Source organism: Sphingomonas nostoxanthinifaciens, assembly GCF_019930585.1.
Lineage (GTDB): Bacteria > Pseudomonadota > Alphaproteobacteria > Sphingomonadales > Sphingomonadaceae > Sphingomonas_I > Sphingomonas_I nostoxanthinifaciens.
The window spans coordinates 1,868,509-1,894,328 of record NZ_CP082839.1; the positions used below are offsets into that span (position 1 = coordinate 1,868,509).

The window sequence follows — 25,820 nt, forward strand, 5'->3', positions numbered from 1 at the left end:
TATGGGCCGCCGCAACGCGAGGGGCTGGCCTAGATGCGGCTCCGCGCTAAGGCGAGCGCGGACAAGACGAGGAATATTGCGATGCGCGGGACGATGATTGGGCTGGCGGCATGCGCGCTGGCAGCAACCGCTTCGGCGGAGTCAGTCGGCCCGGTCGATCCCGCCGCGATGAGCGCGACGGTGAGGATGCTTGCGTCCGACGCATTCGAGGGGCGCGCGCCGGGCACGCCGGGCGAGGCGCGCACGGTCGACTATCTCGTCGCGCGGCTGAAGGCGCTCGGGCTCGAGCCCGCCGGTGATAATGGCGGGTGGACGCAGGCGGTGCCGCTTCTCCGTACTCAAATCGGGGCGGGTGCGATTGGTGTCGAGGTGGGCGGCAAGGCGATGCCGCTCGCCCAGCGCAGCGATATCTATGTCAGCACGATGCGCCCGGTCGACCGGATCGCGATCCAGCACGCGCCGATGGTGTTCGTCGGCTATGGCGTGAAGGCACCCGAGCGCGGCTGGGACGATTTCAAGGGCGTCGACCTGCACGGCAAGGTCGCGGTCTTCCTGGTCAACGATCCCGATTTCAACGCCGCCGCCGGTGAGCCGGTGACGGGCCGCTTCGGCGGGCGAGCGATGACCTATTATGGCCGCTGGACCTACAAGTTCGAGGAGGCGGCCCGGCAGGGCGCGGTCGCCGCGCTGATCGTCCACGATACCGCCGGTGCGGGCTATGGCTGGTCGACCGTCATCGCCCCCGGCGGCATCGGCTACGCCATCGCGCAGGCGACGCCGCCGGTGCTGATGCAGGGCTGGATCGAGGGCGAGGCGGCGCGGCGCTTGTTTTCCGCGAGCGGCCAGGATCTCGACGCGCTGCGAGTCGCGGCGCGGCGCGCCGATTTCCGCCCCGTCGTGCTTGGCGACGCGCGCTTCTCGGCCGATCTCGCCGTGACGCACGAGACCGTCCAGAGCCGCAACGTCCTCGCCAAGCTGACCGGCACGGCCCATCCCGACGAGACCGTGATGTTCGGCGCGCACTGGGATGCCTATGGCGTCGGCGCGCCCGATGCCGACGGGCACACTGTTCGTGCTGGCGCCGCCGACGATGCGGTGGGCGTCGCCGGCGTGCTGGAACTGGCACGCGCGTTCAAGGCGGCGCCACGCCCGCAGCGCACCTTGCTGTTCGCGCTGTGGACGGCGGAGGAGCGCAACCTGCTCGGCTCCGAATATTATGCGGCGCATCCGGTGATGCCGCTGGAGAAGACCGCGGCCAACCTGACGATCGACGTGCTGCAGACCGCCGGCCCCGCGCACGACGTGCTGACGGTGGGCGAGGGGCAGAGCGACCTCGACGGCCTGCTCGCCCGCGCCGCCGCTGCGCAGGGGCGGACGGTCGCGCCGGAAGGGCTGCCCGAGCGCGGCCTGTTCTATCGCGCCGACCATTTCTCGGTCGTGCGGCACGGCGTGCCGGCTTTGTTGCTGATGGGCATGAGCGGCGGCAGCGATCTGGTCGCCGGCGGCAAGGCGGCGGGCGATGCATGGCTGACCGCCTACATGAAATGCTATCATCAGCCGTGCGACACATGGTCGCCGCAATGGAATCTGCGCGGCGCGGCACAGGATGTCGATCTGTTCTATTCGATCGGGCTGACGCTGGCGAACGGCCGCGCCTGGCCGCAGTGGAGCAACGGTTCGGAGTTCAAGGCAACGCGGGCGACCAGCGCGGCGGCGCGGCGCTGAGCGCCACTGTGGCGGGGCCGCCACGGCAGACCGTTTCAAATTGTTGCTGAGCCGCTTCGTTGCGGCGCTGCAATGCACGCTTGCAAAAGATGGCTAGACGGATGTTCGTGCTGAACCGTCGCGCTTTGCTTCTCGTCTCCGCTCTCCCCGCCGTGCTGCATGCGCAGACGGCGGCGACGCCTGCCAAATCCACGTCCACGACGCGCCAGGCGGCGATGGACGCGGAGGAGCAGGACATCGTCGTGCGCGGGCAGAAGCCGCTCGGATCGGTGGTCGGCGACATCGAGCCCGAGGTGACGCTCAACCCGGCCGACGTGCGCGCTTATGGCGTCAACAACATCTCGGACCTGCTCGACGAACTGGCGCCGCAGACGACCAGCGATCGTGGGCGCGGTGGCGCGCCGGTGGTGCTGCTCAACGGCCGGCGCATCTCCAGCTTCTCGGAGATTCGCGACCTACCGACCGAGGCGATCCTGCGCGTCGAGATCCTGCCCGAGGAGGTGAGCCTCAAATACGGCTATTCGGCCGACCAGCGCGTCGTCAATTTCGTGCTGCGCCGCCGTTTCCGTGCGGTCGTGGGCGAAGCCGGAGCCAGCACCTCGACCGACGGCGGCGGCTTTGCCGCCAATCCGGAGGCGAACCTCGTCCGCATTCAGGGCGACCAGCGCCTCTCGATCAACGTCCGCTATCAGGAGAATGACAAGCTGCGCGAGAGTCAGCGCGGTGTCACCTCCACCGGCAGCGGCCAGCCGTTCGATGCGATCGGCAACATCGCGCCGCCGCGCGGTTCGGCTTCGACCGAGATCGATCCGGCGCTGTCGGCACTCGCCGGCCGCACCGTGACGGTCGCCGGCGTGCCCGGCTCGGCGGCGACGGGGGTGCCGACGCTCGCCCAGTTCGCGGAAACCGCCAACGACGCAAACACGACCGATATCTCGCCCTATCGCACGCTGAAGGCGGGCGGGCAGACCGCCAGCACCAACATCGTCTACGCGCATCCGGTTTTCGCGCGCTCGACCGCGACGATCAATGGCAGCCTGTCCTACGCCACCACCGACGGGCTGCAGGGCCTGCCGGGCGAGACGGTCACGATCCCCAACGGCAATCCTTTCTCGCCGTTCGGCGACGATGTCGCGCTCTACCGCTATCTCGGCACCACGCCGCTGCATCAGCGCACCGAGACGCTGACCGGCCATCTCGGCGTCAGCGTCAATGGCGACAAGGGTAAGTGGCGCTGGTCGCTGACCGGCAATTACGATTATAGCGACGCGCGCACGCACACCGAGACCGGGCTCGACGTGAGCGGCTTCCAGAGCCGGATCACGGCGCTCGACCCGACCGTGAACCCGTTCGCCGATCCGTCCTCGGCGCTCATGGGCGGGCTGCTGGTCGATCGTGCCAAGTCGGTCTCGAACTCGGGCAACATCCAGGCGGTGGCGGGCGGGCCGATCCTGTCGAAGCTGCCGGCCGGTCCGCTTGGCACCAACGTCAAGATCGGGTTCGAGGATAGCGGCTTCGACGCCACCTCGCTCCGCTCGGGCCTGATCCAATCGAGCAGCCTCGGCCGCCGCAACGCCAATGGGCAGGTCAATTTCGACCTGCCGCTCGCCAGCCGCAAATATGGCTTCCTGCCGTTCCTCGGCCAGCTCGACGCCAATTTCAACATCGCCGTGCGCCAGCTGTCCGACTTCGGCACGTTGCATACGATCGGTTACGGGCTGCACTGGGTGCCGATCGCGAAGATCGAGCTGATCGCCTCGGTGACCGACGATCAGGGTGCGCCGACGATCCAGCAGCTCGGCAATCCGCAGGTGGTGACGCCGCAGGTGCGCGTGTTCGATTATCTGCGTGGCACGACCGTCGACGTGACGCAGGTCAGCGGCGGCAATCGCGGGCTGCTGGCGGACGACCGGCGCGTGGTGAAGCTGGGGCTCACGCTCAAGCCTTTGCCCAAGAGCGACCTCAGCATCATCGCCAATTATCTGCGCACGCGCACCAAGAACGCGATCGCGACCTTGCCCGAGCCGACCTCGGACATCGAGAGCGCCTTTCCCGACCGTTTCGTCCGCGACGCCGATGGCAATCTGACGCGGATCGACACCAGCCCGGTCAATTTCGCGCGCGAGCAGCAGGACGAACTGCGCTTCGGCTTCAACGTCTCGCTGTCGATGAAGTCGACGCTGCAGCGCAAGTTCGAGGCGTGGATCGCCGAGCGTCGCGCCGGCAAGGATGTGCCGCCGCCTTTCCCGATCCCCGAGGCGATGCGCCGGCGGATGGAGCAGCAGCGCCAGCAGGCGCAGGCCAAGGGGCAGCAGCAGGCGCAGGGCCAGCAGAGCGCGAATGGTGCGCCGCCGCCTCCCCCCGATGGCGGCCCGCCGCCCGATGGCCCGCCCCCCGGCGAGGGCGGGCGCAGCGGTGGCTCCGGTGGACCGCCCGGCGGGGGCGGCTTCGGCGGTCCTCCCGGTGGCGGGCCGGGCGGGCCCGGCGGCCCGGGTGGTGGCGGTCGCGGCGGCATCGGCGGCCGGCAGGGGCAGGGACGCCTGCAGATCGCGGTCTACGATACGTGGACGCTCAAGGACACGGTGCTGATCCGGCGGGGCGTGCCGTTGCTCGATCTGCTCAACGGTTCGGCGGTCGGCTCGGGCGGCGGCCAATCGGCGCACAATGTCCAGCTCCAGCTCGGCTATGCCAATAACGGAATCGGCGCGCGGATCAGCGGCAGCTACCAGACCGGCACGTTCGTGCGCGCGGGTGCGGGCAGCACCACCGGCGACCTCAATTTCTCGGGGCTGGCCAAGGCCAATCTGCGGCTGTTCGCAGACCTCGCCCAGATGCCGGCCTTCGTCGGCAAGCCATGGGCGCGCGGCACGCGCATCACGCTGGAGCTGAACAACATCACCGACAGCCGCCAGCATGTGCGCGACGCCAATGGTGACACGCCGGTGCGCTATCAGCCGGCCTATCTCGACCCGCTGGGGCGCACGATCCGGCTGAGCGTGCGGAAACTGTTCTTCTGACCTTCTCCTTCTCCCCGATGGGGAGAAGGTCGGGATGAGGGGACGGCGGCGCAGCCGGCGCATTCTGCATCAAGGTGGTGAACCCTCACCCAACCCTCTCCCTCCAGGGAGAGGGCTTAGGAGCGTCAGAAGATTGGGTCGTTTTCCTGCGGTGCCTGCGGAACGGCGGAGTGCATCCCGCACTCGACCTTGTCCCAGCCGCGCCAGCGGCCGGCGCGCGGATCCTCGCCGGGCTTGACCTTGCTGGTGCAGGGCGAGCAGCCGATCGACAGATAGCCCTCGGCTTCCAGCGGGTGGCGCGGCAGGTCGTGCGCCTCGAAATAGGCGTTGAGCGCGTCCTTGCTCCAGCCGGCGAGCGGATTGAGCTTGAGCTTGGGGCCCGATGGATGCTCCCGGTCGAGCTCGAAGATCGGAAGGGCGTTGCGCGTGCCCGCCTGGAAGCCCTTGCGGCCTGAGATCCACGCGTCGAACGGCACAAGCGCGCGCTGCAGCGGCTCGACCTTGCGGATCGCGCAGCAGCCGTCGGGATCGTAGGACCAGCGCAGCCCCGTCTTGTCCTTTTCCGCGAGCAAGCGCGGATTGGGGCGGAAGACGCGCAGATCGGTGAAGCCCAGTCGCTCGGCCAGCTCGTCGCGATAGGCTAGGGTCTCGCCGAACATCTTCTGCGTGTTGGTGAAGACCAACGGCACGTCGCGGTCGATCTCCGAGACGAGATGCAGCAGCACCGCGCTTTCGGCCCCGAACGAGGAGACCAGCGCGACCCGGCCGTGCAACTCGCCGGTCAGCAACGTGCGCAGCATGTCCGCGGTGGGCATGCCGATGAAGCGTGCGTTGAGTTCCGCGACATCGGCGGCGGTGAACGCCGGCCGCACGTCGAGCGTGTCGAGGATGCGTGCCGCCTCAGCCATGACGCAGCGCCCATACCGGCTGCGCGCCGTCGGCCGCCTTCTGGTAGACGAACGGGAAGCGCGCGAGCGCGGTATCGACCGCAGCCGGGTCGAGCGGCCGCTCGCTCGCCAGCGCGTCGAAGCCGCAGCGGCGCATCTCGACCACCTGGTCGAGCAATACGTCGCCGGCCGCGCGCAGTTCGCCGTCATAGCCCGCCTCGCGCAGGATGCGCGCGGCCGAATAGCCGCGCCCGTCGCGGAAGGCGGGAAAGGCGATCTCGATCAGCGCCAGCCGGTCGAGGTGCGGCAGCAAAGCGCGCGCATCCTCGCCGGCCTCCAGCCGCACTGCGGTGGCATTGGACTGGCCGAGGAAGTCGTCGAGCGTGCCGGCAGGCTCCTCGTGCGGTTCGTCGGTGCGGAAGCGGATGAGCGTCATGCGCACACGCTCCCACCCGTCATCCCAGCGAAGGCTGGGATCTCGTGAGGATTACGCGCCCGAGAATAACTGGAGATCCCAGCCTGCGCTGGGATGACGTACGGCTCAACCATAGATCGCTGCCTTGAACGGATCGAGGCCGACGCGGCGATAGGTGTCGAGGAAGCGCTCGCCCTCCAGCCGCAAGCCGCGATAGGTTTCGAGCGCGGTTTCGACCGCATCGACCACGCCGTCCTCGGAGAAGCCGGGGCCGACGATGCGGGCGAGGCTCGCATCCTCCGCGCCCGATCCGCCGAACGAGAGCTGGTAATTTTCCTCGCCCTTCTTGTCGACGCCGAGGATGCCGATGTGACCGGCATGATGGTGGCCGCAGGCGTTGATGCAGCCCGAAATCTTGAGCTTCACCTCGCCCAGATCGCGCTGCCGCTCGAGATCGGCGAAGCGCCCGGCGATCTTCTGCGCGAGCGGGATCGAGCGCGCATTGGCGAGGCTGCAATAATCGAGGCCGGGGCAGGCGATGATGTCGCTGACCAGATCGAGATTGGGCGTCGCCAGCCCGGCCGCATCCAGCGCGGCCCAAAGCTCTGGCAGTCGCGCCTTGGGCACGTGCGGCAGGACGATGTTCTGCGCGTGGCTGATGCGCAGCTCGTCATAGCCCAGCTGCTCGGCGAGGTCGGCGATCAGCGCCATCTGCGCCGACGAGGCGTCGCCGGGAATGCCGCCGATCGGCTTCAGGCTGATCGTCACGATCGCATGGTCGGCGCGCTTGTGCGCGGCCGTCTGCCGATCGAGCCACACCGCGAAATCGGGGTCGCTGCGATCCAGCTTGGTCGGGCCGTCGACGAACGGTGGCGGCGCGAACATCGCTGCGATCCGCTCCAGTTCCGTCGCCGGCGGATCGAGCGCGAGCGTCTTCACGTGGAGGAATTCCTCCTCCACCTGCCGGCGATATTCGTCGGCACCGATCTCGTGGACGAGGATCTTGATCCGCGCCTTGTAGATGTTATCGCGGCGGCCGTAGCGATTGTAGACCCGCAGGCAGGCCTCCAGATAGCTGACGAAGTCGGCCGCGGGCACAAAATCGCGGATCAGCGGGGCGATCATCGGCGTCCGCCCCTGGCCGCCGCCGACATAGACGGCAAAGCCCAGCTCGCCCGCCGCATCGCGCTTCAGCAGCAGGCCGATGTCGTGCAGCCGCATCGCTGCGCGATCGTCGTCGCTCGCGATCACCGCGATCTTGAACTTGCGCGGCAGGTAGGTGAATTCGGGGTGGAAGGTGCTCCACTGGCGCAGCAGCTCGGCATAGGGCCGGGGGTCCGCCACCTCGTCCGCCGCGGCGCCGGCATAATGATCCGACGAGATGTTGCGGATGCAGTTGCCGCTGGTCTGGATGGCGTGCATCTCGACCGTCGCCAGCTCGGCCACGATATCGGGCGCATCCTCCAGCCGGATCCAGTTATACTGGAGGTTCTGGCGCGTGGTGAAATGGCCGTAGTCGCGGTCGTAGCGCCGGGCGATATCGGCCAGCTTGCGCATCTGCCGGCCGTTGAGCGTGCCATAAGGGATGGCGACGCGCAGCATGTAGGCGTGGAGCTGCAGATAGAGGCCGTTCATCAGCCGCAGCGGCTTGAACTGATCCTCGGACATCTCGCCCGACAGCCGGCGCGCCACCTGATCGCGAAACTCGTCGACGCGCGCGTCCACGATCGCCTGGTCATATTCGTCGTAGCGATACATCAGATCGTCCAGCTTCCGCTTGCAGGGTCGACCGGCGCAACCGCCAGATCGGGGCGAACCGTCGGCCCGGTGGCGCGGATCCGGTCCTTGATGTGGAGCGGCACCGGCCCGATCGGACCCGGCGCGGCATCCACCACATAGGGTACGTTGACGCGCAGCGCCGCTTCCTCGCGCTTGGCGATCGCCTCGGCGGCGTCGCCCGCATCGACCGCGTCGGATATGTGGCGCGACCAGGCTTCGCCGGTCCACCACACGACGTCGCCGCTACCGAGATCGTTGCCCGTGACGAGCCTCATGCCAGCGCCTCTGCCTGTTGGGATAGGGTGGCCAGCCGGTCCTCGGCATCGGACAGCAACACCACCTCGCCGACGACGATGATCGCCGGGCTGACGATCCGCTCGCGCTGGAGCATGCCACCGAGATCGGCGAGCACGGTGCGCAGCCGGCGCGAACCCGGCAGCGTGCCGCGCTCGATCACCGCCACCGGCAGATCGGGGGCGAGCCCGTCCATCATCAATTTGTCGGCGATCGCCGGGCCGGAGGCGACGCCCATGTAGATCACGAGCGTGCGACCCTTGCCGGCGAGGCCCGACCAGTCCTGCTCGGACAGGCCCTTGCACTGGCCCGCGACGAAGCTGACCGCGCTCGACCAGTCGCGATGGGTAAGTGGGAGCATCGCCTCGGCCGCGCAGCCGAGTGCGGCCGACACGCCGGGCACCACCTCGACCGGCAGGCCGGTTGCGCGCACCGCCTCGACCTCTTCGCCGCCGCGGCCGAACACGAACGGATCGCCGCCTTTCAGGCGCACCACGATCGAGCCGGCCTTCACATGCGCGACGATCAGCGCGTTGATCGCCTCCTGCGGCAAGGTGTGGCGCGCGCGCGTCTTGGCGACCGAGATGCGCTGCGCGGCGGCGGGGGCATGATCCAGCACAGCCGGATCGATCAGCCCGTCATGCACCACCACGTCGGCCTGGCGCAGGGCATCGACCGCGCGAATGGTGAGCAGGCCCGGATCACCCGGCCCCGCGCCCACGAGGATCACCTTCCCACGCCCGATCGGATCCAGCAACGTCGCCATGCTCGCCACATGGGGTAATCGCGTCCGATCCGCAAATGAAGCAATCTTTGCGACCGGCTAGGTCAGCTTCTCGCGGAGCGCTTGACGCCATGGCCGCCCCAAGCGAGGTTCGGTCCGACAGGGGAGATCGATCGATGGCGCGCGCGACATGGGATCTGGGGCCGGCAAAGGCCGCGCGTTACTCCGACGTGGCGATCACGCTCCATTGGCTGATCGCGATCGCGATCCTCTACAATCTCGCTTCGGGCCTGCTGCGGCCGGTGATGCCGCGCGGTTTCTTCATCTTCCACATCTCGTCGGGGATCACGATCCTGACGCTCAGCATCGTCCGCGTGCTGTGGCGGCTGACCCACCGGCCGCCGCCTTTGCTGCCGATGGCGCCGTGGGAGCGGGGGCTCGCGCACACAGTCCACGCCTTGCTCTATGCCGCGATGCTGCTGCTGCCCTTCTCCGGCTGGGCGATGGTGTCGGCCAGTCCGCCGGCCGGCTCGCCCGGCGCGGCCTATGCCGATGCGGAGCGTGCGGCGCACGAGCCGGTGCAGCCGCAGGTCGCGCCCTCGGGTCGCGAGACGAAGGGGCCGCCGGCTCCCGCCGGCCAGGGTCAGGGCGGGGGCACCCCGCCGCGCAAGCATGGGCCGATCATGGTATGGGGGCTGTTCAAGCTGCCGCTCATCACCCCGGTCAACGAGATCGGGCGGACGCCCGAGGGCGTGCCGCAGCAGCGCGCGCTGCACGAGCGGATCGAGACGTTCCACCTGCTCGGCGGCTGGATCCTGCTCGTGCTGCTGGTGATCCACATCGGCGGAGCGCTAAAGCATCAGCTGATCGACCGGCAGCCCGAACTCGCGCGCATGGGGCTCGGCCGCGGGCGGAGCTGGCCCCGCTAGGCAAGCGCTTCGCCCATCCGGCGGATCGCGGCGACCTTGGCGTGGAGCGGGGCCCAATCGTCGTCGCGATCGATCGCGCTCCAGATCGCCTCGACCTCCGCGATGTGCATCGAACAGGGTTCGGCATCCGACCAGTAAGCGTGGTCGAGCCTGCGCGAGGGCGCATAGGGGGCCAGTAGCGCCTCCAATCCTGCGAAATCGGCCGCATAAGCGTCGTCGGCGGGTGACGGTGCGCGGCGGCGACCGCCGGCCCAGTCGAAGAAGAAGCGATCGATCGTGACCGAGCCCGGCGTCAGGCTCTCCTCGATCGCCTGCACCAGCGCGAGATCCTCCGCCTCGCCGCGCGGCGTGACGCCGAGCCGCGCCAGCATCGCCGCGGCGTGGGCCTGCTCGTAAAGTGCCGGAAAGGCATCGAGGATCGCCCCCAGCGCTTCGACATCGGCGAGCTTGGTCAGCGCGATCGCGAGTTGGACGACGTCCCAGTGGATCGCCTGCGCCTGCCGCCCGAAGGCATAGAGGCCTTGCGCGTCGAAATAGGCTGCGGTGAAGCCGGTGTCCCAAAAGGGGGTGAAGCGCCATGGGCCATAATCGAAGCTTTCGGCGGTGACGTTGATATTGTCGCTGTTGAGCACGCCGTGGACGAAGCCCGCCGCCATGTAGCTCGCCGCCAGTCGGGCGGTGCCGGCGACGACATGCTCCAGCAATTGCAGCGCAGGTGCCTCGCCCGGCTGCTCGCCGTAAAGCTGCTCGAGCACGTAGGCGACCAGGCGGGCCATCTCCGCGGGCTGGCCGAGCGTCGCGAGCCGCTGGAAGCTGCCGATGCGGATATGGCCGTGGCTCAGCCGCACCAGCACCGCCGAGCGCGTCGGCGACGGCTCGTCGCCCCGGTGCAGCGCTTCGCCCGTCTCGACCAGCGAGAAGGAGCGCGACGTCCGGACGCCAAGCGCCTCCAGCATCTCGGTCGCCAGGATCTCGCGCACGCCGCCCTTCAGCGTCAGCCGCCCGTCGCCGAAGCGCGAGTAGGGCGTGGTGCCCGAACCCTTGGTGCCGAGATCGAGCAGGCGGCCGTCCTCGTCTCGCACCTGCGCGAAGGTGAAGCCGCGCCCGTCGCCGATGTCGGGATTGTACGCGCGAAACTGATGGCCGTGATAACGCAGTGCCAGCGGCTCGGGCAGCGATCCCGGCAGCGGCTCGAACCGGCCGAAATGCGCGAGCCATTCGGCGTCGCTCAGCCCGTCCAGCCCCACCTCGGCCGCGGCGCGGTCGTTGCGGAAGCGCAGGATGGTCTGTGGAAAGCGCGCCGCGGCCACCGGATCGGCGAGGAAATCCGCCACCTCCAGCAAGATGCGTTCGGGGCGGGACGAGGTGGCTTGCGGCGAAATGGTCATCCGTCGATATGAGGGGCTCGGCAGCGGAGGCGCAAGGATGGGCGGCGCGGAACCTCGGGACGACCGCCTTTGGCGCGACGGCTGGTGGCGCTCGCGCGACGGCATCCGCCTGCATTATCGCGATTATCCGGGCGCCTCCGATCGCCTGCCGATCCTGTGCGTGCCCGGCCTTACCCGCAATGCGCGCGACTTTGCGGCGGTGGCGGAGCGGCTGGCGGGCACCCGCCGCGTCATCGCGGTCGATCTGCGCGGTCGCGGTCAGAGCGGCCAGGCGCCCGATCCGCTCAGCTACGTGCCGCCGGTCTATGTCGACGATGTGCTGACGCTCCTGGCCGAACTGGGCCTCCCGCGCGTCGTCTGGTTCGGCACCTCGCTCGGCGGGATCATGGCGATGCTGGCGGCGCTTGCGGCGCGGCCGGTGCTGGCGGGGGTGCTGCTGAACGATGTCGGGCCGGTGCTGGAGCCGGTCGGGCTGGCGCGGATCGGATCCTATGTCGGCAAATCGGCGAGCTGGCCGACCTGGCTGCACGCCGCGCGGTCCATCGAGGAGACGCACGCCGCCTTCTTCCCGCATTGGCAGCTGGAGGATTGGCTGGCGATGGCGCACCGTACCTGTCGCCTGACCGAGCAGGGACGGATCGTGTTCGATTACGACGGGCGGATCGCCGAGCCATTCCGCCTGCCGCCGCCCGATCCGCCGGTCGACCTCTGGCCCGGTTTGCTCGCGCTGGCGGGCAGCCCGGCCTTGCTCGTGCGGGGTGGCTTGTCCGACCTGCTGAGCGCAGCGACGGCAGAGCGCATGGCCGCAATCCTGCCCGATCTTGAACTCGTCACCGTGCCGGACGTTGGTCACGCGCCGACGCTGGACGAGGCGGAGGCGGTCGCCGGGATCGACCGACTGTTGCAGCGGATCAACGCCTGAGAATTTTCGCGCGCAATCCGGCCGATGCTGGCTTATAGGCCGAAGCTTATTTGTTCGGAGGATGGTTTGTTCAAAGGTCTGCGCCCGATCATGTATGGCGGCCGTGAGGTCTGGCCGCTGATCGAGGGTGGCAAGGGTGTCGCCGTGTCGAACCATGCCAGCGCGGGTGCGTGGGCAGCGGCGGGCGGCATCGGCACGATCTCCGCGGTCAATGCCGACAGCTACGATCCCGAGGGGAAGATCATCCCCCAGATCTATCGCGCGCTCACCCGGCGCGACCGGCACGAAGAGCTCGTCCAATATGCGATCGACGGCGCGGTCCAGCAGGTGAAGCGCGCGTGGGAGATTGCCGGCGGCAAGGGCGCGATCAACATCAACGTGCTGTGGGAGATGGGCGGCGCGCAGCGCGTGCTGCACGGCGTGCTCGAGCGCACCAGGGGCCTCGTCGCAGGCGTCACCTGCGGCGCGGGCATGCCCTACAAATTGTCCGAGATCGCAGCCTCCTACGGCGTCAACTATCTGCCGATCGTCAGCTCGGGCCGCGCGTTTAACGCATTGTGGAAGCGGGCTTATTCCAAGGCGGCCGAATGGCTGGCCGGTGTGGTCTACGAGGATCCGTGGCTTGCCGGCGGCCATAACGGCCTGTCGAATGCCGAAGACCCGCGCGCGCCGCAGGATCCCTATCCGCGCGTCAAGGCGCTGCGCGAGACGATGCGCGCCGGCGGCGTGTCCGAAGACGTGCCGATCATCATGGCCGGCGGTGTGTGGCACCTGCGCGACTGGAGCGACTGGATCGACAATCCCGAGCTCGGCGCGATCGCGTTCCAGTTCGGCACGCGGCCGTTGCTGACGCAGGAAAGCCCGATCTCCGAGGAGTGGAAGGCGCGGCTGACGTCGCTGGACGAGGGCGATGTGCTACTGCACCGCTTCTCGCCGACCGGCTTCTATTCGTCGGCCGTCCGCAACGACTTCCTGCGCAATCTCGAGGCGCGGTCGGAGCGGCAGATCCCCTACTCGATGGAAGCGGCAGGCGACCATCAGTTCCAGCTCGACGTCGGCGTGAAGGGCAAGAGCTTCTGGGTGACGCTGGGCGATCTCCATCGCGCACGCGAATGGGATGCGCGCGGATTCACCACCGCGCTCAAGACGCCGGACAACACTTTGGTCTTCGTCACCACCGACGAGATGAAGGTGATCCGCAAGGATCAGGCCGATTGCATGGGCTGCCTCAGCCAGTGTGCCTTCTCGTCATGGGCGGATACCGAGGGCAATTCGACCGGGCGGCTGGCCGATCCGCGCAGCTTCTGCATCCAGAAGACGCTGCAGGACATCGGCCATGGCGCGCCGATCGACCAGAATCTGATGTTCGCCGGCCACGCGGCCTACAAGTTCAAGCAAGATCCATTCTATTCCAACGGCTTCGTGCCGACGGTCAAGCAACTGGTCGACCGCATCCTGACCGGCGACTGAGCGCATGGCCAAGACGGCGCTGATCGTCCGCCACACGCCCTATGAGGGCATTGCCGGCTTCCGCCTGCCGATCGAGCAGGCGGGATATGCGGTCAGCCGGATCGACGTGACCGATCCCGCCTTCGCCGATCTTGATTGGACGACGCCCGATCTGGTCGCGCTGATGGGCGGGCCGATGGGGGTCCACGAAGACGCGATCTATCCGTGGATCGCCGCCGAGCTTGCCGGCCTGCGCCGGCGGCTCGATGCGGCGCGGCCGACGATCGGCGTCTGCCTCGGCAGCCAGATGATCGCGGCGGCGCTGGGCGCGCGCGTCTTTCCGGGGCCGACCAAGGAGGTGGGGTTCGCGCCGGTCGCGCTGCTGCCGGAAGGGACGGGATCGCCGCTGCGTCATGTCGCGGGTATTCCCGTCCTGCACTGGCACGGCGATACGTTCGATCTGCCCACGGGCGTCGAGCGGCTGGCGGAGACCGAACTCTACGCGCATCAGGCGTTCCGCATCGATCCATGGCTGCTCGCGCTGCAATTCCACCCTGAAATGGGCGAGGATCCGCGAATCGAGGCGTGGCTCGACGGCAGCGACGCCTATCTGGCCGAGGCCGGCACCGATGCCGCGCGGGTCCGCGCGGATTATGCCGCGCATGGCCCGCGCGCGGTCGTGGCGGGGCGGGCGCTGGTCGCCGAATGGCTGGCGGCGCTGCCGGGCTGAGCGATTGGGTGACGAAGCCGCACCGCTGATCGTCTCGGCGCTGTTCGGCGCGGATGATTTTGCGTGGCTCGATGCGCTGCGGCGCGCGCATTTCCCGCCCGAACGCAACCATCTCGCCGCACACCTTACCCTGTTCCATCATCTGCCGCCCTCGGTCGAGGCCGAGACGCGACGGCGTCTGGCGGGGCTGACGCGCGGCATGCCGACGCCGCGCGCGCAGGCGGCGGGCATCCAGAATCTCGGCGGCGGCACCGCGATCCGCATCGTCTCGCCGGCGCTGGAGGCGATGCGCGCGGAGCTTGCCGAGGCCTTTACCGGGCTGCTGACGCCGCAGGACCGGGCCGGCTGGCGCCCGCACGTCACCGTGCAGAACAAGGTGGCAGCCGACGAAGCGCGGCGGCTGCAGCGGTCGCTGGAGGCCGATTTCGTCGCGCGGCCGGTCGCGATCGCCGGCCTCGCGCTGTGGCGCTATCGCGGCGGCCCGTGGGAGCCGGTCTCGCGCCACATGTTCACAGCAGGCTGAGCTGGTCGCCCGCGGGCGGACGGAACAGATCGGTGCGCAGCGCCATCCGCTCGCCGGTGAAGCCCAGCTTGCGGCAGGCGATGCGGAAGCGCGTGCGCAACAGCTCCGCCCATGGCCCTTGGCCGCGCATGCGGGTGTGAAAGTTCGGATCGTTGTCGCGGCCGCCGCGGATCGACTGGATCGTCGCCATCACCTTCGCCGCGCGATCGGGATGATGTTCGTCGAGCCACGCGCGGAACAAGGGCGCCACCTCGTGCGGCAGCCGCACCGGCAGGAAGAAGGCACCGCGCGCGCCAACCGCCTGCGCCGCCTCGAGGATATGCTCCATCTCGTGATCGTTGATCTGCGGCACCACCGGCGCGAGGCTGACATAGGCCGGCACGCCCGCGGCGGCGAGCGCACCGATCGCGGCGAGCCGTTTGGCCGGATGCGGCGCGCGCGGCTCCAGCGTCCGCGCGATGGCCGGGTCGATCGTCGGCACCGAGATCACCACTGCTGCCAGCCCGCGCACGCCGGCCGGCCCGACCAGGTCGAGATCGCGCACCACCCGATCCGACTTGGTCGTGATCGTGAAGGGATGGCCGGTCTCGACCAGCACCTCGAGGCAGGCGCGCGTGATGCCCCAGTCGCCCTCGATCGGCTGGTAGGGATCGGTGTTGGTGCCGAACGCGATCGGCCGCGCGACATAGCCGCGCTTCCCCAGCTCGCTCCGCAGCAAGGCAGGCGCGTCGGGCTTGGCGAACAGCCGCGTCTCGAAATCGAGACCGGGCGACAGATCGTGGAAGGCGTGGGTCGGCCGCGCGAAGCAATAGATGCAACCATGCTCGCAACCGCGATAGGGATTCACCGATCGATCGAAACCGATGTCGGGCGAGTTGTTGGTGGTGAGGATCGTCTTCGGCCGCTCGACCGTGACCGTCGTGCGCAGGCGCGGCGCCTCGCCGTCGACCGTTTCGCGATCGTCGAGCCAGTCGTCATCTTCCTCGCGCGCCTTCAGGTTGAAGCGCTGCGGCGTCGCGTTGAGCGTGGCACCACGGCCGGGGCGAGCTTGGCTCGGCATTGGCATAAACTAGAACATATAAGGAACGCACGCAAGCGTCGCCGGATCAGCGCTCCATCAGGCGCGGCATCAATTCGACGAAGTTGCAGGGGCGGTGGCGGCTGTCGAGCTGGGTCGCGAGGATGCCGTCCCATCCGTCCTTCACCGCGCCGGTCGAGCCGGGCAGAGCGAACAGGTAGGTGCCGCGCGCGACGGCGGCGGTGGCGCGCGACTGGATGGTCGAGGTGCCGATCTTGGCGTAGCTGAGCCAGCGGAACAGTTCGCCGAAGCCCTCAATCTCCTTGTCGCGGACGCGCGCGAACGCTTCGGGGGTGACGTCGCGCCCGGTCACGCCGGTGCCGCCGGTCGTGATGATGCAGTCGATCGCCGGATCGTCGATCCAGCCGTGCAGCCGCGCGACGATCAGTTCGACATCGTCGCGCACGATCGCGCGGTCGGCGAGAATGTGCCCGGCGCCGGCAATACGCTCGGCCAGCGTGTCGCCGGAACGGTCGTCGGCGTGGGTACGCGTGTCGGAGACGGTCAGCAGCGCGATGCGGACCGGCAGGAACGGCAGGCTTTCGTCGATCGCCACGCGATCAGTTGCCGATGCCGCCCGCGACCGCTGGGCCATCGTCGGCACGCGCGGCGACGGTGGCGGCGGGGGTCGACGTGGCGCGGCGCGGGAAGAGTGGCCAGCGGCCGGTGGCCAACTCGTTCAGGCTGGCGGTCGCGGCGCCGCTCTGGCGCTGGTACATCCAGTAATTGCGCAGCACGATCGCGACATAAGCGCGGGTTTCCGAGAACGGGATCGACTCGATGAACAGCAAAGGATCATGCTGGGTCGCCGGCTGGTTCCATAAGGCGACGTTGTTCGGCCCGGCATTGTAGGCGGCGATCACCTTCGGCAGCAGCCCGCCGGTGCCGTAATGCGCGGCCAGCTCCTCCAGATAGGATTGGCCATATTCGAAGTTGAGCGCGGGTTCGCCCATGCGGTCGGCCATCGCCATCGGATCGCCCCGATGGCGCGCGACTAGTCGCGCCGTCGCCGGCATGATCTGCATCAGCCCGCGCGCGCCGGCACGGCTGACCGCATCAGTGCGGAACTGCGATTCCTGCAGCGCATGGGCGTAGAGCAAGGCGCGATCGATCCGCCAGCCTCCGCTCGGCGCCCATGCCGGCATCGGATAACGCTGCGCCGGCGACGAGACGACCCCGGCCGGCGCATTCTGCGCGAGCCACAATTGGGTCGCGGGCAGGCCGAGCCGGCCGGCGAAGGCGATCAGCGGAATATGCTCCGACGCGGCGCCGATCCGCGCCTGCTGGCGGATCATCTGGTCGGCCAGCTGCGGCTCGCCAATCTCCATCAGCGCGGCGGCCGCGCGCAGATCGGGATGGCGCAACAATGCATCGGGATCGGCGGCGGCCAAGCTGGTCGGCGCGGGCGGCGGCACGCCCAGCGCGGCGCCGGCGACGAGGCCGTAGAAGGTCTCGCCCAGCCGGCTCGCGGCGCGCAGGTGGGCGGCGACGCGATCGGGCTTGCCCGCTGCCGTCATCGCGCGCGCGGCCCAGAAATGGCCGGCGGCGATCGTCTCGGCATCGCCGCCATTGCCGGCAACCGCAGTGAAGGCGTCGGCGGCGGCGGCATAATCGGCGGCACGCCACGCGGCGAGCCCGGCGACCCATGCCGCCTGCACCGCCCACTCGCCGGCACCGGTGCGCGCCAGCTCGGCCATGCGCCGCGCCGAGGCATCGTCGCCCGTCTGATAATAGGCCCAGGCGAGGCGCTGGCGCCATTCGGTCAGCGCCTCGGGCGTCAACGTGGCGGCGGCCTGCTCGACCAAAGGTTCGGCCGCGGCGATCGTGCCGGCCTTGACGAGCGGCTGCACCTGACCGGCGAGCCGTTGGGCCGCGGCATCGCTGCGCGAGCGCGCCGCCTGCCGCTTGCTCGCGCCGGCGACGCGGAACAAATCGTGCGTGGCGGGCAGCGGTGGCAGCGCGTCGGCACCGCGCTTGCGCGCCAGCTGCGCCACGGCGGGCGCCTGCGGCAGTTCGGGTGCGGTCGCCAGCAAAGCCGTCAGCGTCGTCGTATCGGGCACGGGCGCGCCGCGTGCGAGGCAGAGTTCGGCCTGGCCGACCGCGGTCAGCGCGCCGCCCCGCAGTCGCGCGAAGGCGGCGGCGGCGGTGGCCCAATCGGCGGCGTGGAGGGCAGCGAACCCCTGGGTATAGGTCGCGCGATCGCTGTCGCTCAGCACGTGTGGAAGCGGTGCCGCGGGCGCCTCCGCGCGCAACGGGCCAGCCGCGGCAGCGGAGCAGGCGAGGATGAAGGCGAGCTTACGCATCGCCGAGGGTCATAAACAATTGCAGCTCGGTCCACACTGTTTTGCGATAATCGGGCCGGTCGAGCACCAGCCGGGGGTGGGCGGTGGCGATCGTCGGAATGGATGCGCCGTCGATCTCGACCTGGCGCACCTCGCCGCGCGCCTGCGCCAGCGGCAAATCGAGCAGCGCGCGCGTCGGCGCGTCGCCCAGCAGCAGCAGCCGGCGCGGCCGTGCAAGCGCGAGATGGCGGCGAAGCAAAGGTGCCAGCGTGATGACGTCCGCCGCGGCCACCTTGCCGGCAGGCGGCCGGGCGGGCGCGAACGGCAGCAGATAGAGGCCGGTGCGGGCCAGCCCCATCGCCGTCAGCATGCGATCGAACAACGCGCCTGCCTCGCCCGACAGGATCTGCCCGGCGGCGCGGTCGCCCGCCTCCGGCATGTCGACCACGACCGCGATGCCGCTGTCGGCGTCGCCCATCGCATCGATCCGCGCTGTCGTCGGCCCCGGCACGCTCGCGTCGGCGAGCAGCCAGCGGCGGAAACTGGCTAGATCCTGTGGCGATGGCGCGGGTGGTGGGACGATGGGGGCAGGGGGCACGACCGACGGTGCAGCCGTCGCCAGCCAATCGCGCGGACAATCGTCCACGATCGTATCGACCCCGGCCTCGACCCACCAGTCGAGCGCGCTCAGCGCAAGGCTATCGCTCATCCTCGCCTTATCCCCGCAACGGCCATAGCTAAGCTGCCTGCCGGAGCCGTCGTCAAGCAAAGGATGACAGGCGTATGACGAGGCGTTCGCGCGCCGCGACAGCGCGCACATCGCCCGCGACGCCAGCGATACGCGACGTTTACGTGCGCATCCGGCGCGGTTATGGCCACACGTTATGCCCACACCACGTATCGTGATCGCCGGTGTGACCGCAGCATTGCTCGCCACGCCGTCGTTCGGCGCGCCGAGCCGGCTCGACCCGCCCGAAAGCCTGTATGTGCGTGCCCGCGCCGCATCGGTGGCGGGCGATGCGACGACGGCCAACGCCTATTTCGGCCTTCTGATCGCGCGCGAGCCGGTCGACACGGTGATCGTGCAGCGCGCCTTTCGCCAGGGATTGCTCGGCGGCGATCCGGCGCTGGCCGGGCGCGCGGCACGGCTCCTCGACCGGCGCGGCGCGCTGCCGCCCGACGGCCGGCTGCTGTTGTTCACCGACGCGTTGCGCGCGAAGGATTGGGCCGCCGCGCGCGCTCAGGTCGACCTGATCGAGAAGGACCGGCTGTTCGCCTTCCTCGTGCCGATGCTGCGCGCGTGGGTGATGGTGGGCGCGCATGACGGCGATCCGCTCGCGACGCTCGACCAGGCGCGCACCATCGCGCTGGCGGGCAATTATATCGAGGAGCAGCGGGCGCTGCTGCTGATCGCACTGGGGCGCACAGAAGAAGGGGTGGCGGCGCTGCGCCGGCCCGGTCCGGCCTCGCTCGATCGGCTGTCGTCGCGGGTGCGCCTCGCGCTGGCCGATGCGCTCGCCGCCAGCCACCAGCGCGATCGGGCAATCGGGGTGCTGAGCGGCGATGACTCGGCACTGGTGGCGGGCCGCGCACGCCTCGCCGCCAATGCGCGGCTGCCGGAAGGCGTGCGCTCGCCGGCGGATGGCGTCGCAGCTTTGTTCATCAACGTCGCGATCGATCTCGGCCGCCAACGGCTGGCGCCGGTCGCGCTGACCTTCGCCCGCCTTGCCACCTTTGCCGCGCCCGCCAATGGCGCAACGTGGGTGCTTGCCGCCGACGTGCTGGCGACGGGCCACCAGCGCGATCTGGCGCTCGCCGCCGTCGACAATGTCCAGCCCGACGATCCGCTCGTCACTTCCGCGCGGTCGATGCGGATCGACCTGCTTGCGCAGCGCGGCGACAAGCAGGCGGCGCTGGCCGACGCGATCAAGACCGCCGAATCGGGATCCGCCGGGTTCATCGGCTGGGCGCGGCTGGGCGACGTCTATTTCCAGCTCGACCGGCCGCGCGATGCTGCGGACGCCTACGGCAAGGCGGTCGACCTCGCTGTAGCCGGCAAGGCGCCGTCCGAGCAGCAATGGCCGATCCTGCTGCAGCGGGCCGAAGCGCTCGATCGCTCGGGCGACTGGAACAGCGCGCGTGACGTACTCCGCCAGGCGCTCGCGCTCGCGCCCGATCAGCCGCTGGTGCTCAACCAGCTCGGCTATTCGGAGATCGCGCACCGCGAGGACATGCCGCAGGCGAGCGACATGATCGCACGCGCCAGCGCGCTGCGACCCGACGATCCCGCGATCACCGATTCGCTCGGCTGGTCCTATTACCTGCAGGGCCGCGTGGCCGATGCGGTAGCGCTGCTGGAGAAAGCGGTCGTGGCCAATCCGGTCGAGCCGACGATCAACGAGCATCTTGGCGATGCTTACTGGTCGAGCGGGCGGTTGTACGAGGCGCGCTATTCGTGGCGCGCGGCGCTCGTCACCGCGGAGGACAAGGACAAGCCTCGCCTGACCGCCAAGATCGACGGCGGCCTGACGCCGGCGACGGCGTCGCCGTGACGGGTGCGCCGGAGGTTGCCCATGCCAAGCTCAACCTCGCTTTGCATGTGCGGCGGCGTGAGGCGGACGGCTATCACGCGATCGAAACCCTGTTCGTCTTCTGCGCTGACGGCGATGTCCTGACGCGGACGGAGGGGCCCGGGCTCATCGTGTCCGGGCCGTTTGCGGGCGCCCTGGGCGAGGGCGGCGACAATCTGGTCACGCGCGCCGCACGGGGCTTTGCCGAGATATTCGGTGACGAAGAGGCGGGCTTTCATCTCGACAAAAGGCTGCCGGTGGCGGCGGGCATCGGTGGAGGATCGGCCGACGCGGCGGCGGCGCTGCGTCTGCTGGCGCGCGCGCAGGGCGTGGCGGCGACCGACCCCCGCCTGATGACGCTTGCGGCGAGCCTTGGTGCGGATGTGCCGGCCTGCCTGTTGTCGCAGCCGACGCGGGGCGACGGTCGCGGCGATCGCCTGCAGCCGATCGCATCGACCTTGGCGGGCATGCCGGTGCTGCTGGTCAACCCGCGCCTGCCGCTGGCGACCGGCCCGGTTTTCGCGGCATGGGACGGCGTCGATCGCGGCCCGCTGGCCGACGGTGATCCGCTCGACGTGGCGCGGGCGGCCCGCAACGATCTCGAGCCGCCGGCGCGCACGCTGCTGCCCGCAATCGACGCGGTGCTGGATGCCTTGCACGCCTGCGCGGGCGTGACGCTGGCGCGCATGTCGGGCTCGGGTGCGACATGCTTCGCCTTGTTCGAGGATGCCGCCGCGCGTGATGCCGCCGATGCGGCGATCGGCAAGGCCGCGACGGGATGGTGGCGGCTGGCGACGCACCTGCTGTGACGCCCTGGCACGACATCGAAGGCGCCGACACCGGCGTGCTGCTGATCGGCGATCATGCCTCCAGCCATGTGCCGGATGGCGTCGATCTCGGCGTGCCGGCGGCGCTGATGCGCGAGCATGTCGCGGTCGACATCGGCGTGGCGCCGCTCGCCGAAGCGCTCTGTCGTGCGCTCGATTGTCCGGCCATTCTCGGTGGCGTGTCGCGGCTAGTGATCGACCTCAATCGCGAGGCGGATGCACCCGGTCTCGTTCCCGCGACCAGCGACGGTCATGTCATTCCGGGCAACGCGATCGACCGCGATGTGCGTCAGCGCCGGATCGACGCCTATTGGCGGCCTTATCATCGGCGTATCGCCGAACGGATCGCAGCGACGTCGCCGATCCTGTTGATTTCGCTGCATAGCTTCACGCCCGAGTTGCGCACCGAAGCCACGCCGCGCCCGTGGGAGATCGGCATTCTCTACAATCAGGACGAGCGCGCCGCGCGGATCGCGCTGCCGCTGCTGGCGGCGGCTGGGATCGTCGCGGGCGATAATCTGCCTTATTCGGGCAAGCTGCTGAACGCGACGATGAACGCGCATGGCGAGGCGAACGGCATCGCCTATCTGGGCATCGAGGTGCGGCAGGATCTGATCTCGGACGATGCCGGCATCGCTCGTTGGGCCGCGCGGCTGGCGCCGATCATCCGGCAGGTGCGGGCGGGCCTGTGAGTGCGCGCCCGATCCTGACCGCAGCCGAGACGCGCGCTGCCGAGGTGCGGGCAATGGCTGCCGGCGCGTCGGTGGACTTGCTGATGGAGCGCGCCGGTGCGGCTGTGGCCGAGGCGGTGCTGCGCTTTGCCGGCACCCGCGACGTGCTGATCCTGTGCGGGCCGGGCAATAATGGCGGCGACGGCTATGTCGCCGCGCGATACCTGCGCGCTGCTGGCGTTTCCGTCCGCATTGCCGCCTCCGCCGATCCGCGTACCGACGCTGCACAAGCGGCGCGGGCGCTGTGGGGTGGCGAGGTGGCGGCGCTCGATACCGCGGAGCCGGCGCCTGTTCTGGTCGATGCGTTATTCGGAACCGGGCTCAAGAGGCCGCTGGAAGATGCTGTTGCGGAACGATTCACGGCGCTCGCTGTCGCCGCTGCGCTGCGTGTCGCGATCGATCTGCCGAGCGGGATCGAAAGCGATACCGGCGCGCTGCTGACCGACGGACCCGGCTTTGACCTGACGGTCGCGCTCGGCGCGCTCAAGCCGGCGCACCGGCTGATGCCGTCGGCGGCGCGGTGCGGGCGCGTGGCCATCGCGGACATCGGCCTCGATATCGCGGACGACCATCCGCTGCTCGAACTGGGCCGACCGCATCTCGATACGCCGCCGCCCTCGTCGAACAAATATGCGCGCGGCAAGCTGGTCGTCGTCGGCGGCAGCATGACCGGCGCATCGGCGTTGGTCGCGTCGGCGGCGCAGCGCGCGGGGGCCGGCTATGTCGAGCTGGCGGGCGATCCGGTCGGTGGGGTCGCGCATGCGCTCGTCCAGCGGCCGTGGACGCCGCACACGCTCGATGATCCGCGCATCCGGGCGGTCGCGATCGGGCCGGGGCTCGGCGCCGACGATACGGCGCGAGTACGGCTCGACGCCGCCTTCGCCTGCGGCAAACCACTGCTGCTCGATGCCGATGCGCTTACCCTGGTCGGGCATGAGGGCCACGAGCGGCTGCGCGGCCACGTCGTCACGCCGCATTGGGGCGAGTTCGTGCGCCTGTTCGGTGATAGCGGTGCGGATCGGCTGAGCCAGGCGCGCGCGGCAGCGGCGTCGAGCGGCGCGATCGTGCTGCTCAAGGGATCGGACAGCACCGTCGCGCATCCCGACGGGCGCGCCGCGACCCTGCCGCTCGCGCCATCATGGCTGGCGAGCGCGGGGACGGGTGATGTGCTGTCGGGCATTATCGGTGCGCTGCTGGCGCAGGGCCTCGATCCATTCGCTGCGGCCAAGGCCGGCGTGTGGTTGCATGCCGAGGCGGCGCGGATCGCCGGGCCGATGCTGATCGCCGACGACCTGATCGCCGTCCTCCCCCGTGCCATGGCCCTTTGCCTTTGACCGACGCGACCGTGATCCGCCTCGCCCCGCGCGGCGAAGGGCTGACCGATGACGGGCGTTACATCGCTTTGGCGGCACCGGGCGACCGCGTGACGGCCGACGGGACGGTCACGCCGGGGCCGCATCGTGCGACGCCACCGTGCCGGCATTTCCCACGCTGCGGCGGCTGCCAGCTCCAGCATGTCGACGACGTGGCCTATGCCGATTACCTGACAGGTCACATCAGCGGTGCGCTGGCAGCGCAGAATATCGCGCTGCCGACGCTGCGCCCGCCGCATCTGTCGCCGCCACGTACGCGCCGCCGCGCCTCGTTCCGGATGGAAAGAATCGGCCGCAAGATATTGATCGGCTTCAACGAAGGCGCGACGCACAAGATCGTCGACATGCGCGAATGCCATGTGCTCGATCCGCGCCTGTTCGCCTTGGTCGAGCCGCTGCGCACGCTGTTCGGGCCGATGCTGCGCGAGAAAAGACAGGCCGGTCTGCGCCTCACCCTGTGCGATCAGGGCATCGACATGGCGGTCGACGGAGTCACGGTCGAGGGGCTCGCCGCGACCGAGGCCCTGACCGCCTTCGCCGAACGCCATGCACTGGCGCGGCTGTCGATCGACGAGGGCTATGGCCTGGAGGCGCGGTGGGAGCCTCAGCCGGCATCGGTGACGATCGGCAGTGTCTCGGTGCCGTTGCCCGCGGCCGCTTTCCTGCAGGCGACCGCCGATGGCGAAGCGGCGCTCGCTGCTTGCGTGACCGAGGCGGTCGGCGATGCCGCAGCGATTGCAGACCTGTTCGCCGGACTGGGCACGTTCGCGCTGCCGCTGGCTGCGCATGCACGCGTGCTTGCGGTGGAGGGCGCGCGCGATCCGGCGCTGGCGCTGCGCACCGCGGTCAATCGTGCCGGGCTGATGGTCGCGGTCGAGCATCGCGATCTGTTCCGCCGGCCGCTGGATGCCGCCGAGTTGTCGCGGTTCGACGCGGTGGTGCTCGATCCGCCGCGTGCTGGCGCGCGCGAGCAGATGCCCGCGCTGGCGAAGGCGGATGTCGCGCGGCTTGCTTACGTCTCGTGCAATCCCGCGACGTTCGCGCGTGACGCCCGCGTGCTGCTGGATGGCGGGTGGCGGCTCGACTGGATCCGGCCGGTCGGCCAGTTTCGCTGGTCGACCCACGTCGAGCTTGCTGCCGCCTTCACGCGGTAGAGTGTCGCTCAGCGGGCGATGTGAAGGATCGTGTCGCCCTTACCCAGTGTCAGCAGATCGGCCGCGATCGGGTCGATCATGACCTCGCCCGCCACCTCTCCGACGAGAGCGAAGCCCGCGCGGAAGGTGGCGAATTCACCGGTCGCCACGAGGCTGCGGTTGCCGCCATCGCCGTCGACACGGCTCACTTGACCCTCACGTGCATCGCCGACGGTGCGGATACGATCGGTCGGGGCCGACAGGGTCGGACCACCGTCGAAGATGTCGAGATAGCCGTCATAGGCGAACCCCTCGGTTTCCAGCATGCGCATCGCCGCGCGGCCGGTGGGGTGCGGCACGCCGACGACCGCGCGCGCTGGCTCGGGCAGCATCGCGAGGTAGATCGGGTGCTTGGGCATCAGGTTGGCGATGGCGTGGTGGCCGTTGATCGCGTTGAAGGCATCCGCCTCGCGGAAGTCCATGCCGAGGAAACGGCCGGCGATTCCGTCCCAGAACGGGGCGGCCCCCGCCTCGTCGATCACCCCGCGCAGTTCGGCGATGACGCGATCGGCGAAGCGCGCGCGGTGGCGGCGGATGAACAGATAACGGCTGCGCGCGAGCAGCAGGCCGAGCCCGCCGGCGCGATAGCGCGGATGGAGGAACAGTCCGCCCACCTCGGTCGACCCTTCGAGATCGGTGGTGAGCGACAGCATCTCGGTGCGGAAGCTACGGCCCAGTTCGGGCGAATGCTGGGTCAGCACGCCGCGCCGATAGGAATGGAAGGGTGCGGTCTCGCCGACGCGCGCCATGATCTGCGCGGTGCCCGCGACACGATCCTCGGCGCGATCCTCAAGGATCAGAAGGAAGACGTCGTCGTGCACGCCGTTCCCGGTGCGCGCGAAGGCGGCGGCGGAGCGCGCCAGCCGGTCGGCGAGGGCGGGGCGGTCGGCCGGCAGGTTGGTGAAGCCACCGCCGGCAAGCTTCGCCATTTCATACAGCGCGTCGAGGTCGTCGGCGCGCGCGGGGCGGACGATCGCCGCCATC

23 protein-coding genes are annotated in these 25,820 nt (G+C 69.6%); 12 read left to right on the forward strand and 11 right to left on the reverse strand.

The window, feature by feature from the left end; all coding sequences use genetic code 11:
* Positions 1 to 81 precede the first annotated feature (81 nt).
* Together K8P63_RS08940 and K8P63_RS08945 are read left to right on the forward strand one after the other, a co-directional pair.
* Positions 82 to 1,725, forward strand: coding sequence for a M28 family metallopeptidase (locus K8P63_RS08940; RefSeq protein WP_223799452.1), 1,644 nt, complete (start codon positions 82 to 84; stop codon positions 1,723 to 1,725).
* A 101-nt stretch (positions 1,726 to 1,826) separates the two neighbouring features.
* A complete protein-coding gene (locus K8P63_RS08945; protein WP_223799453.1) occupies positions 1,827 to 4,742 on the forward strand; it encodes a TonB-dependent receptor in 2,916 nt (971 codons plus the stop codon).
* A gap of 125 nt (positions 4,743 to 4,867) precedes the next feature.
* On the opposite strand, the gene K8P63_RS08950 is transcribed toward K8P63_RS08945, so the two are convergent.
* The 5 genes from K8P63_RS08950 to cobA all read right to left on the reverse strand — a co-directional run bounded on the left by K8P63_RS08950 (position 4,868) and on the right by cobA (position 8,883).
* Positions 4,868 to 5,650, reverse strand: coding sequence for a phosphoadenylyl-sulfate reductase (locus K8P63_RS08950; RefSeq protein ID WP_223799454.1), 783 nt, complete (start codon positions 5,648 to 5,650; stop codon positions 4,868 to 4,870).
* The gene (locus K8P63_RS08955; RefSeq protein WP_223799455.1) at positions 5,643 to 6,065 is read right to left on the reverse strand and encodes a DUF934 domain-containing protein; all 423 of its coding nucleotides are present in this window, start codon (positions 6,063 to 6,065) and stop codon (positions 5,643 to 5,645) included. The genes K8P63_RS08950 and K8P63_RS08955 overlap by 8 nt, the downstream gene beginning before the upstream one ends.
* A gap of 105 nt (positions 6,066 to 6,170) precedes the next feature.
* Complete coding sequence (locus K8P63_RS08960) at positions 6,171 to 7,802, reverse strand: nitrite/sulfite reductase (RefSeq protein WP_223799456.1); 1,632 nt, start codon at positions 7,800 to 7,802, stop codon at positions 6,171 to 6,173.
* A complete protein-coding gene (locus K8P63_RS08965) occupies positions 7,802 to 8,098 on the reverse strand; it encodes a DUF2849 domain-containing protein (RefSeq protein WP_223799457.1) in 297 nt (98 codons plus the stop codon). Before K8P63_RS08965 ends, K8P63_RS08960 begins: the two co-directional genes overlap by 1 nt.
* Positions 8,095 to 8,883 (reverse strand): uroporphyrinogen-III C-methyltransferase, encoded by a 789-nt coding sequence (gene cobA / locus K8P63_RS08970; protein ID WP_223799458.1) that lies wholly within the window; start codon positions 8,881 to 8,883, stop codon positions 8,095 to 8,097. The genes K8P63_RS08965 and cobA overlap by 4 nt, the downstream gene beginning before the upstream one ends.
* A gap of 134 nt (positions 8,884 to 9,017) precedes the next feature.
* On the opposite strand from cobA, the gene K8P63_RS08975 reads away from it, so the two are divergent.
* Entirely contained in the window at positions 9,018 to 9,770 is a 753-nt protein-coding gene (locus K8P63_RS08975) for a cytochrome b (protein WP_223799459.1), read from the forward strand.
* Here the strand turns inward: K8P63_RS08975 and K8P63_RS08980 are convergent.
* Complete coding sequence (locus K8P63_RS08980; RefSeq protein WP_223799460.1) at positions 9,767 to 11,158, reverse strand: protein adenylyltransferase SelO family protein; 1,392 nt, start codon at positions 11,156 to 11,158, stop codon at positions 9,767 to 9,769. The genes K8P63_RS08975 and K8P63_RS08980 overlap by 4 nt on opposite strands.
* A gap of 37 nt (positions 11,159 to 11,195) precedes the next feature.
* On the opposite strand from K8P63_RS08980, the gene K8P63_RS08985 reads away from it, so the two are divergent.
* The 4 genes from K8P63_RS08985 to K8P63_RS09000 all read left to right on the forward strand — a co-directional run bounded on the left by K8P63_RS08985 (position 11,196) and on the right by K8P63_RS09000 (position 14,782).
* Positions 11,196 to 12,080: an alpha/beta fold hydrolase gene (locus tag K8P63_RS08985; RefSeq protein ID WP_223799461.1), complete on the forward strand. Its 885-nt coding sequence runs from the start codon at positions 11,196 to 11,198 to the stop codon at positions 12,078 to 12,080.
* Between the two features lie 66 nt (positions 12,081 to 12,146).
* Positions 12,147 to 13,550, forward strand: a complete 1,404-nt coding sequence (locus tag K8P63_RS08990) for an NAD(P)H-dependent flavin oxidoreductase (protein ID WP_223799462.1) — start codon at positions 12,147 to 12,149, stop codon at positions 13,548 to 13,550.
* Positions 13,551 to 13,554: 4 nt separating this feature from the next.
* Entirely contained in the window at positions 13,555 to 14,259 is a 705-nt protein-coding gene (locus K8P63_RS08995) for a glutamine amidotransferase (protein ID WP_223799463.1), read from the forward strand.
* A gap of 4 nt (positions 14,260 to 14,263) precedes the next feature.
* On the forward strand, positions 14,264 to 14,782 hold the full coding sequence (locus K8P63_RS09000; RefSeq protein WP_223799464.1) for a 2'-5' RNA ligase family protein: 519 nt from the start codon (positions 14,264 to 14,266) through the stop codon (positions 14,780 to 14,782).
* Here the strand turns inward: K8P63_RS09000 and K8P63_RS09005 are convergent.
* Genes K8P63_RS09005 through K8P63_RS09020 form a run of 4 tightly spaced genes read right to left on the reverse strand, consistent with a single transcriptional unit; the run spans position 14,769 to position 18,851 of the window.
* The gene (locus K8P63_RS09005) at positions 14,769 to 15,842 is read right to left on the reverse strand and encodes a PA0069 family radical SAM protein (protein ID WP_223799465.1); all 1,074 of its coding nucleotides are present in this window, start codon (positions 15,840 to 15,842) and stop codon (positions 14,769 to 14,771) included. The two genes, K8P63_RS09000 and K8P63_RS09005, sit on opposite strands and share 14 nt — an antisense overlap.
* 46 nt (positions 15,843 to 15,888) lie before the next feature.
* Positions 15,889 to 16,416 (reverse strand): molybdenum cofactor biosynthesis protein B, encoded by a 528-nt coding sequence (moaB, locus tag K8P63_RS09010; protein WP_223799466.1) that lies wholly within the window; start codon positions 16,414 to 16,416, stop codon positions 15,889 to 15,891.
* Between the two features lie 4 nt (positions 16,417 to 16,420).
* Positions 16,421 to 18,163, reverse strand: a complete 1,743-nt coding sequence (locus K8P63_RS09015; protein WP_223799467.1) for a lytic transglycosylase domain-containing protein — start codon at positions 18,161 to 18,163, stop codon at positions 16,421 to 16,423.
* Complete coding sequence (locus K8P63_RS09020; RefSeq protein WP_223799468.1) at positions 18,156 to 18,851, reverse strand: uracil-DNA glycosylase family protein; 696 nt, start codon at positions 18,849 to 18,851, stop codon at positions 18,156 to 18,158. Before K8P63_RS09020 ends, K8P63_RS09015 begins: the two co-directional genes overlap by 8 nt.
* A 175-nt stretch (positions 18,852 to 19,026) precedes the next feature.
* Between K8P63_RS09020 and K8P63_RS09025 the strand changes: the two genes are divergently transcribed.
* From K8P63_RS09025 to K8P63_RS09045, 5 genes are read left to right on the forward strand one after another with little or no spacing between them, the layout of a single operon-like run.
* Positions 19,027 to 20,694 carry a tetratricopeptide repeat protein gene (locus K8P63_RS09025; RefSeq protein ID WP_223799469.1) on the forward strand — a complete coding sequence of 556 codons (1,668 nt, stop codon included), beginning with the start codon at positions 19,027 to 19,029 and terminating at the stop codon, positions 20,692 to 20,694.
* A complete protein-coding gene (locus K8P63_RS09030; protein ID WP_223799470.1) occupies positions 20,691 to 21,521 on the forward strand; it encodes a 4-(cytidine 5'-diphospho)-2-C-methyl-D-erythritol kinase in 831 nt (276 codons plus the stop codon). Before K8P63_RS09025 ends, K8P63_RS09030 begins: the two co-directional genes overlap by 4 nt.
* Positions 21,518 to 22,231: an N-formylglutamate amidohydrolase gene (locus tag K8P63_RS09035; protein WP_223799471.1), complete on the forward strand. Its 714-nt coding sequence runs from the start codon at positions 21,518 to 21,520 to the stop codon at positions 22,229 to 22,231. The genes K8P63_RS09030 and K8P63_RS09035 overlap by 4 nt, the downstream gene beginning before the upstream one ends.
* Positions 22,228 to 23,604, forward strand: a complete 1,377-nt coding sequence (locus tag K8P63_RS09040) for an NAD(P)H-hydrate dehydratase (protein WP_223799472.1) — start codon at positions 22,228 to 22,230, stop codon at positions 23,602 to 23,604. Before K8P63_RS09035 ends, K8P63_RS09040 begins: the two co-directional genes overlap by 4 nt.
* Positions 23,601 to 24,797: a class I SAM-dependent RNA methyltransferase gene (locus tag K8P63_RS09045; protein ID WP_223799473.1), complete on the forward strand. Its 1,197-nt coding sequence runs from the start codon at positions 23,601 to 23,603 to the stop codon at positions 24,795 to 24,797. Before K8P63_RS09040 ends, K8P63_RS09045 begins: the two co-directional genes overlap by 4 nt.
* Before the next feature lie 8 nt (positions 24,798 to 24,805).
* Here the strand turns inward: K8P63_RS09045 and K8P63_RS09050 are convergent, their stop codons facing one another.
* Positions 24,806 to 25,819: an arginine N-succinyltransferase gene (locus K8P63_RS09050; RefSeq protein WP_223799474.1), complete on the reverse strand. Its 1,014-nt coding sequence runs from the start codon at positions 25,817 to 25,819 to the stop codon at positions 24,806 to 24,808.
* Between the last annotated feature and the right edge of the window lies 1 nt (position 25,820).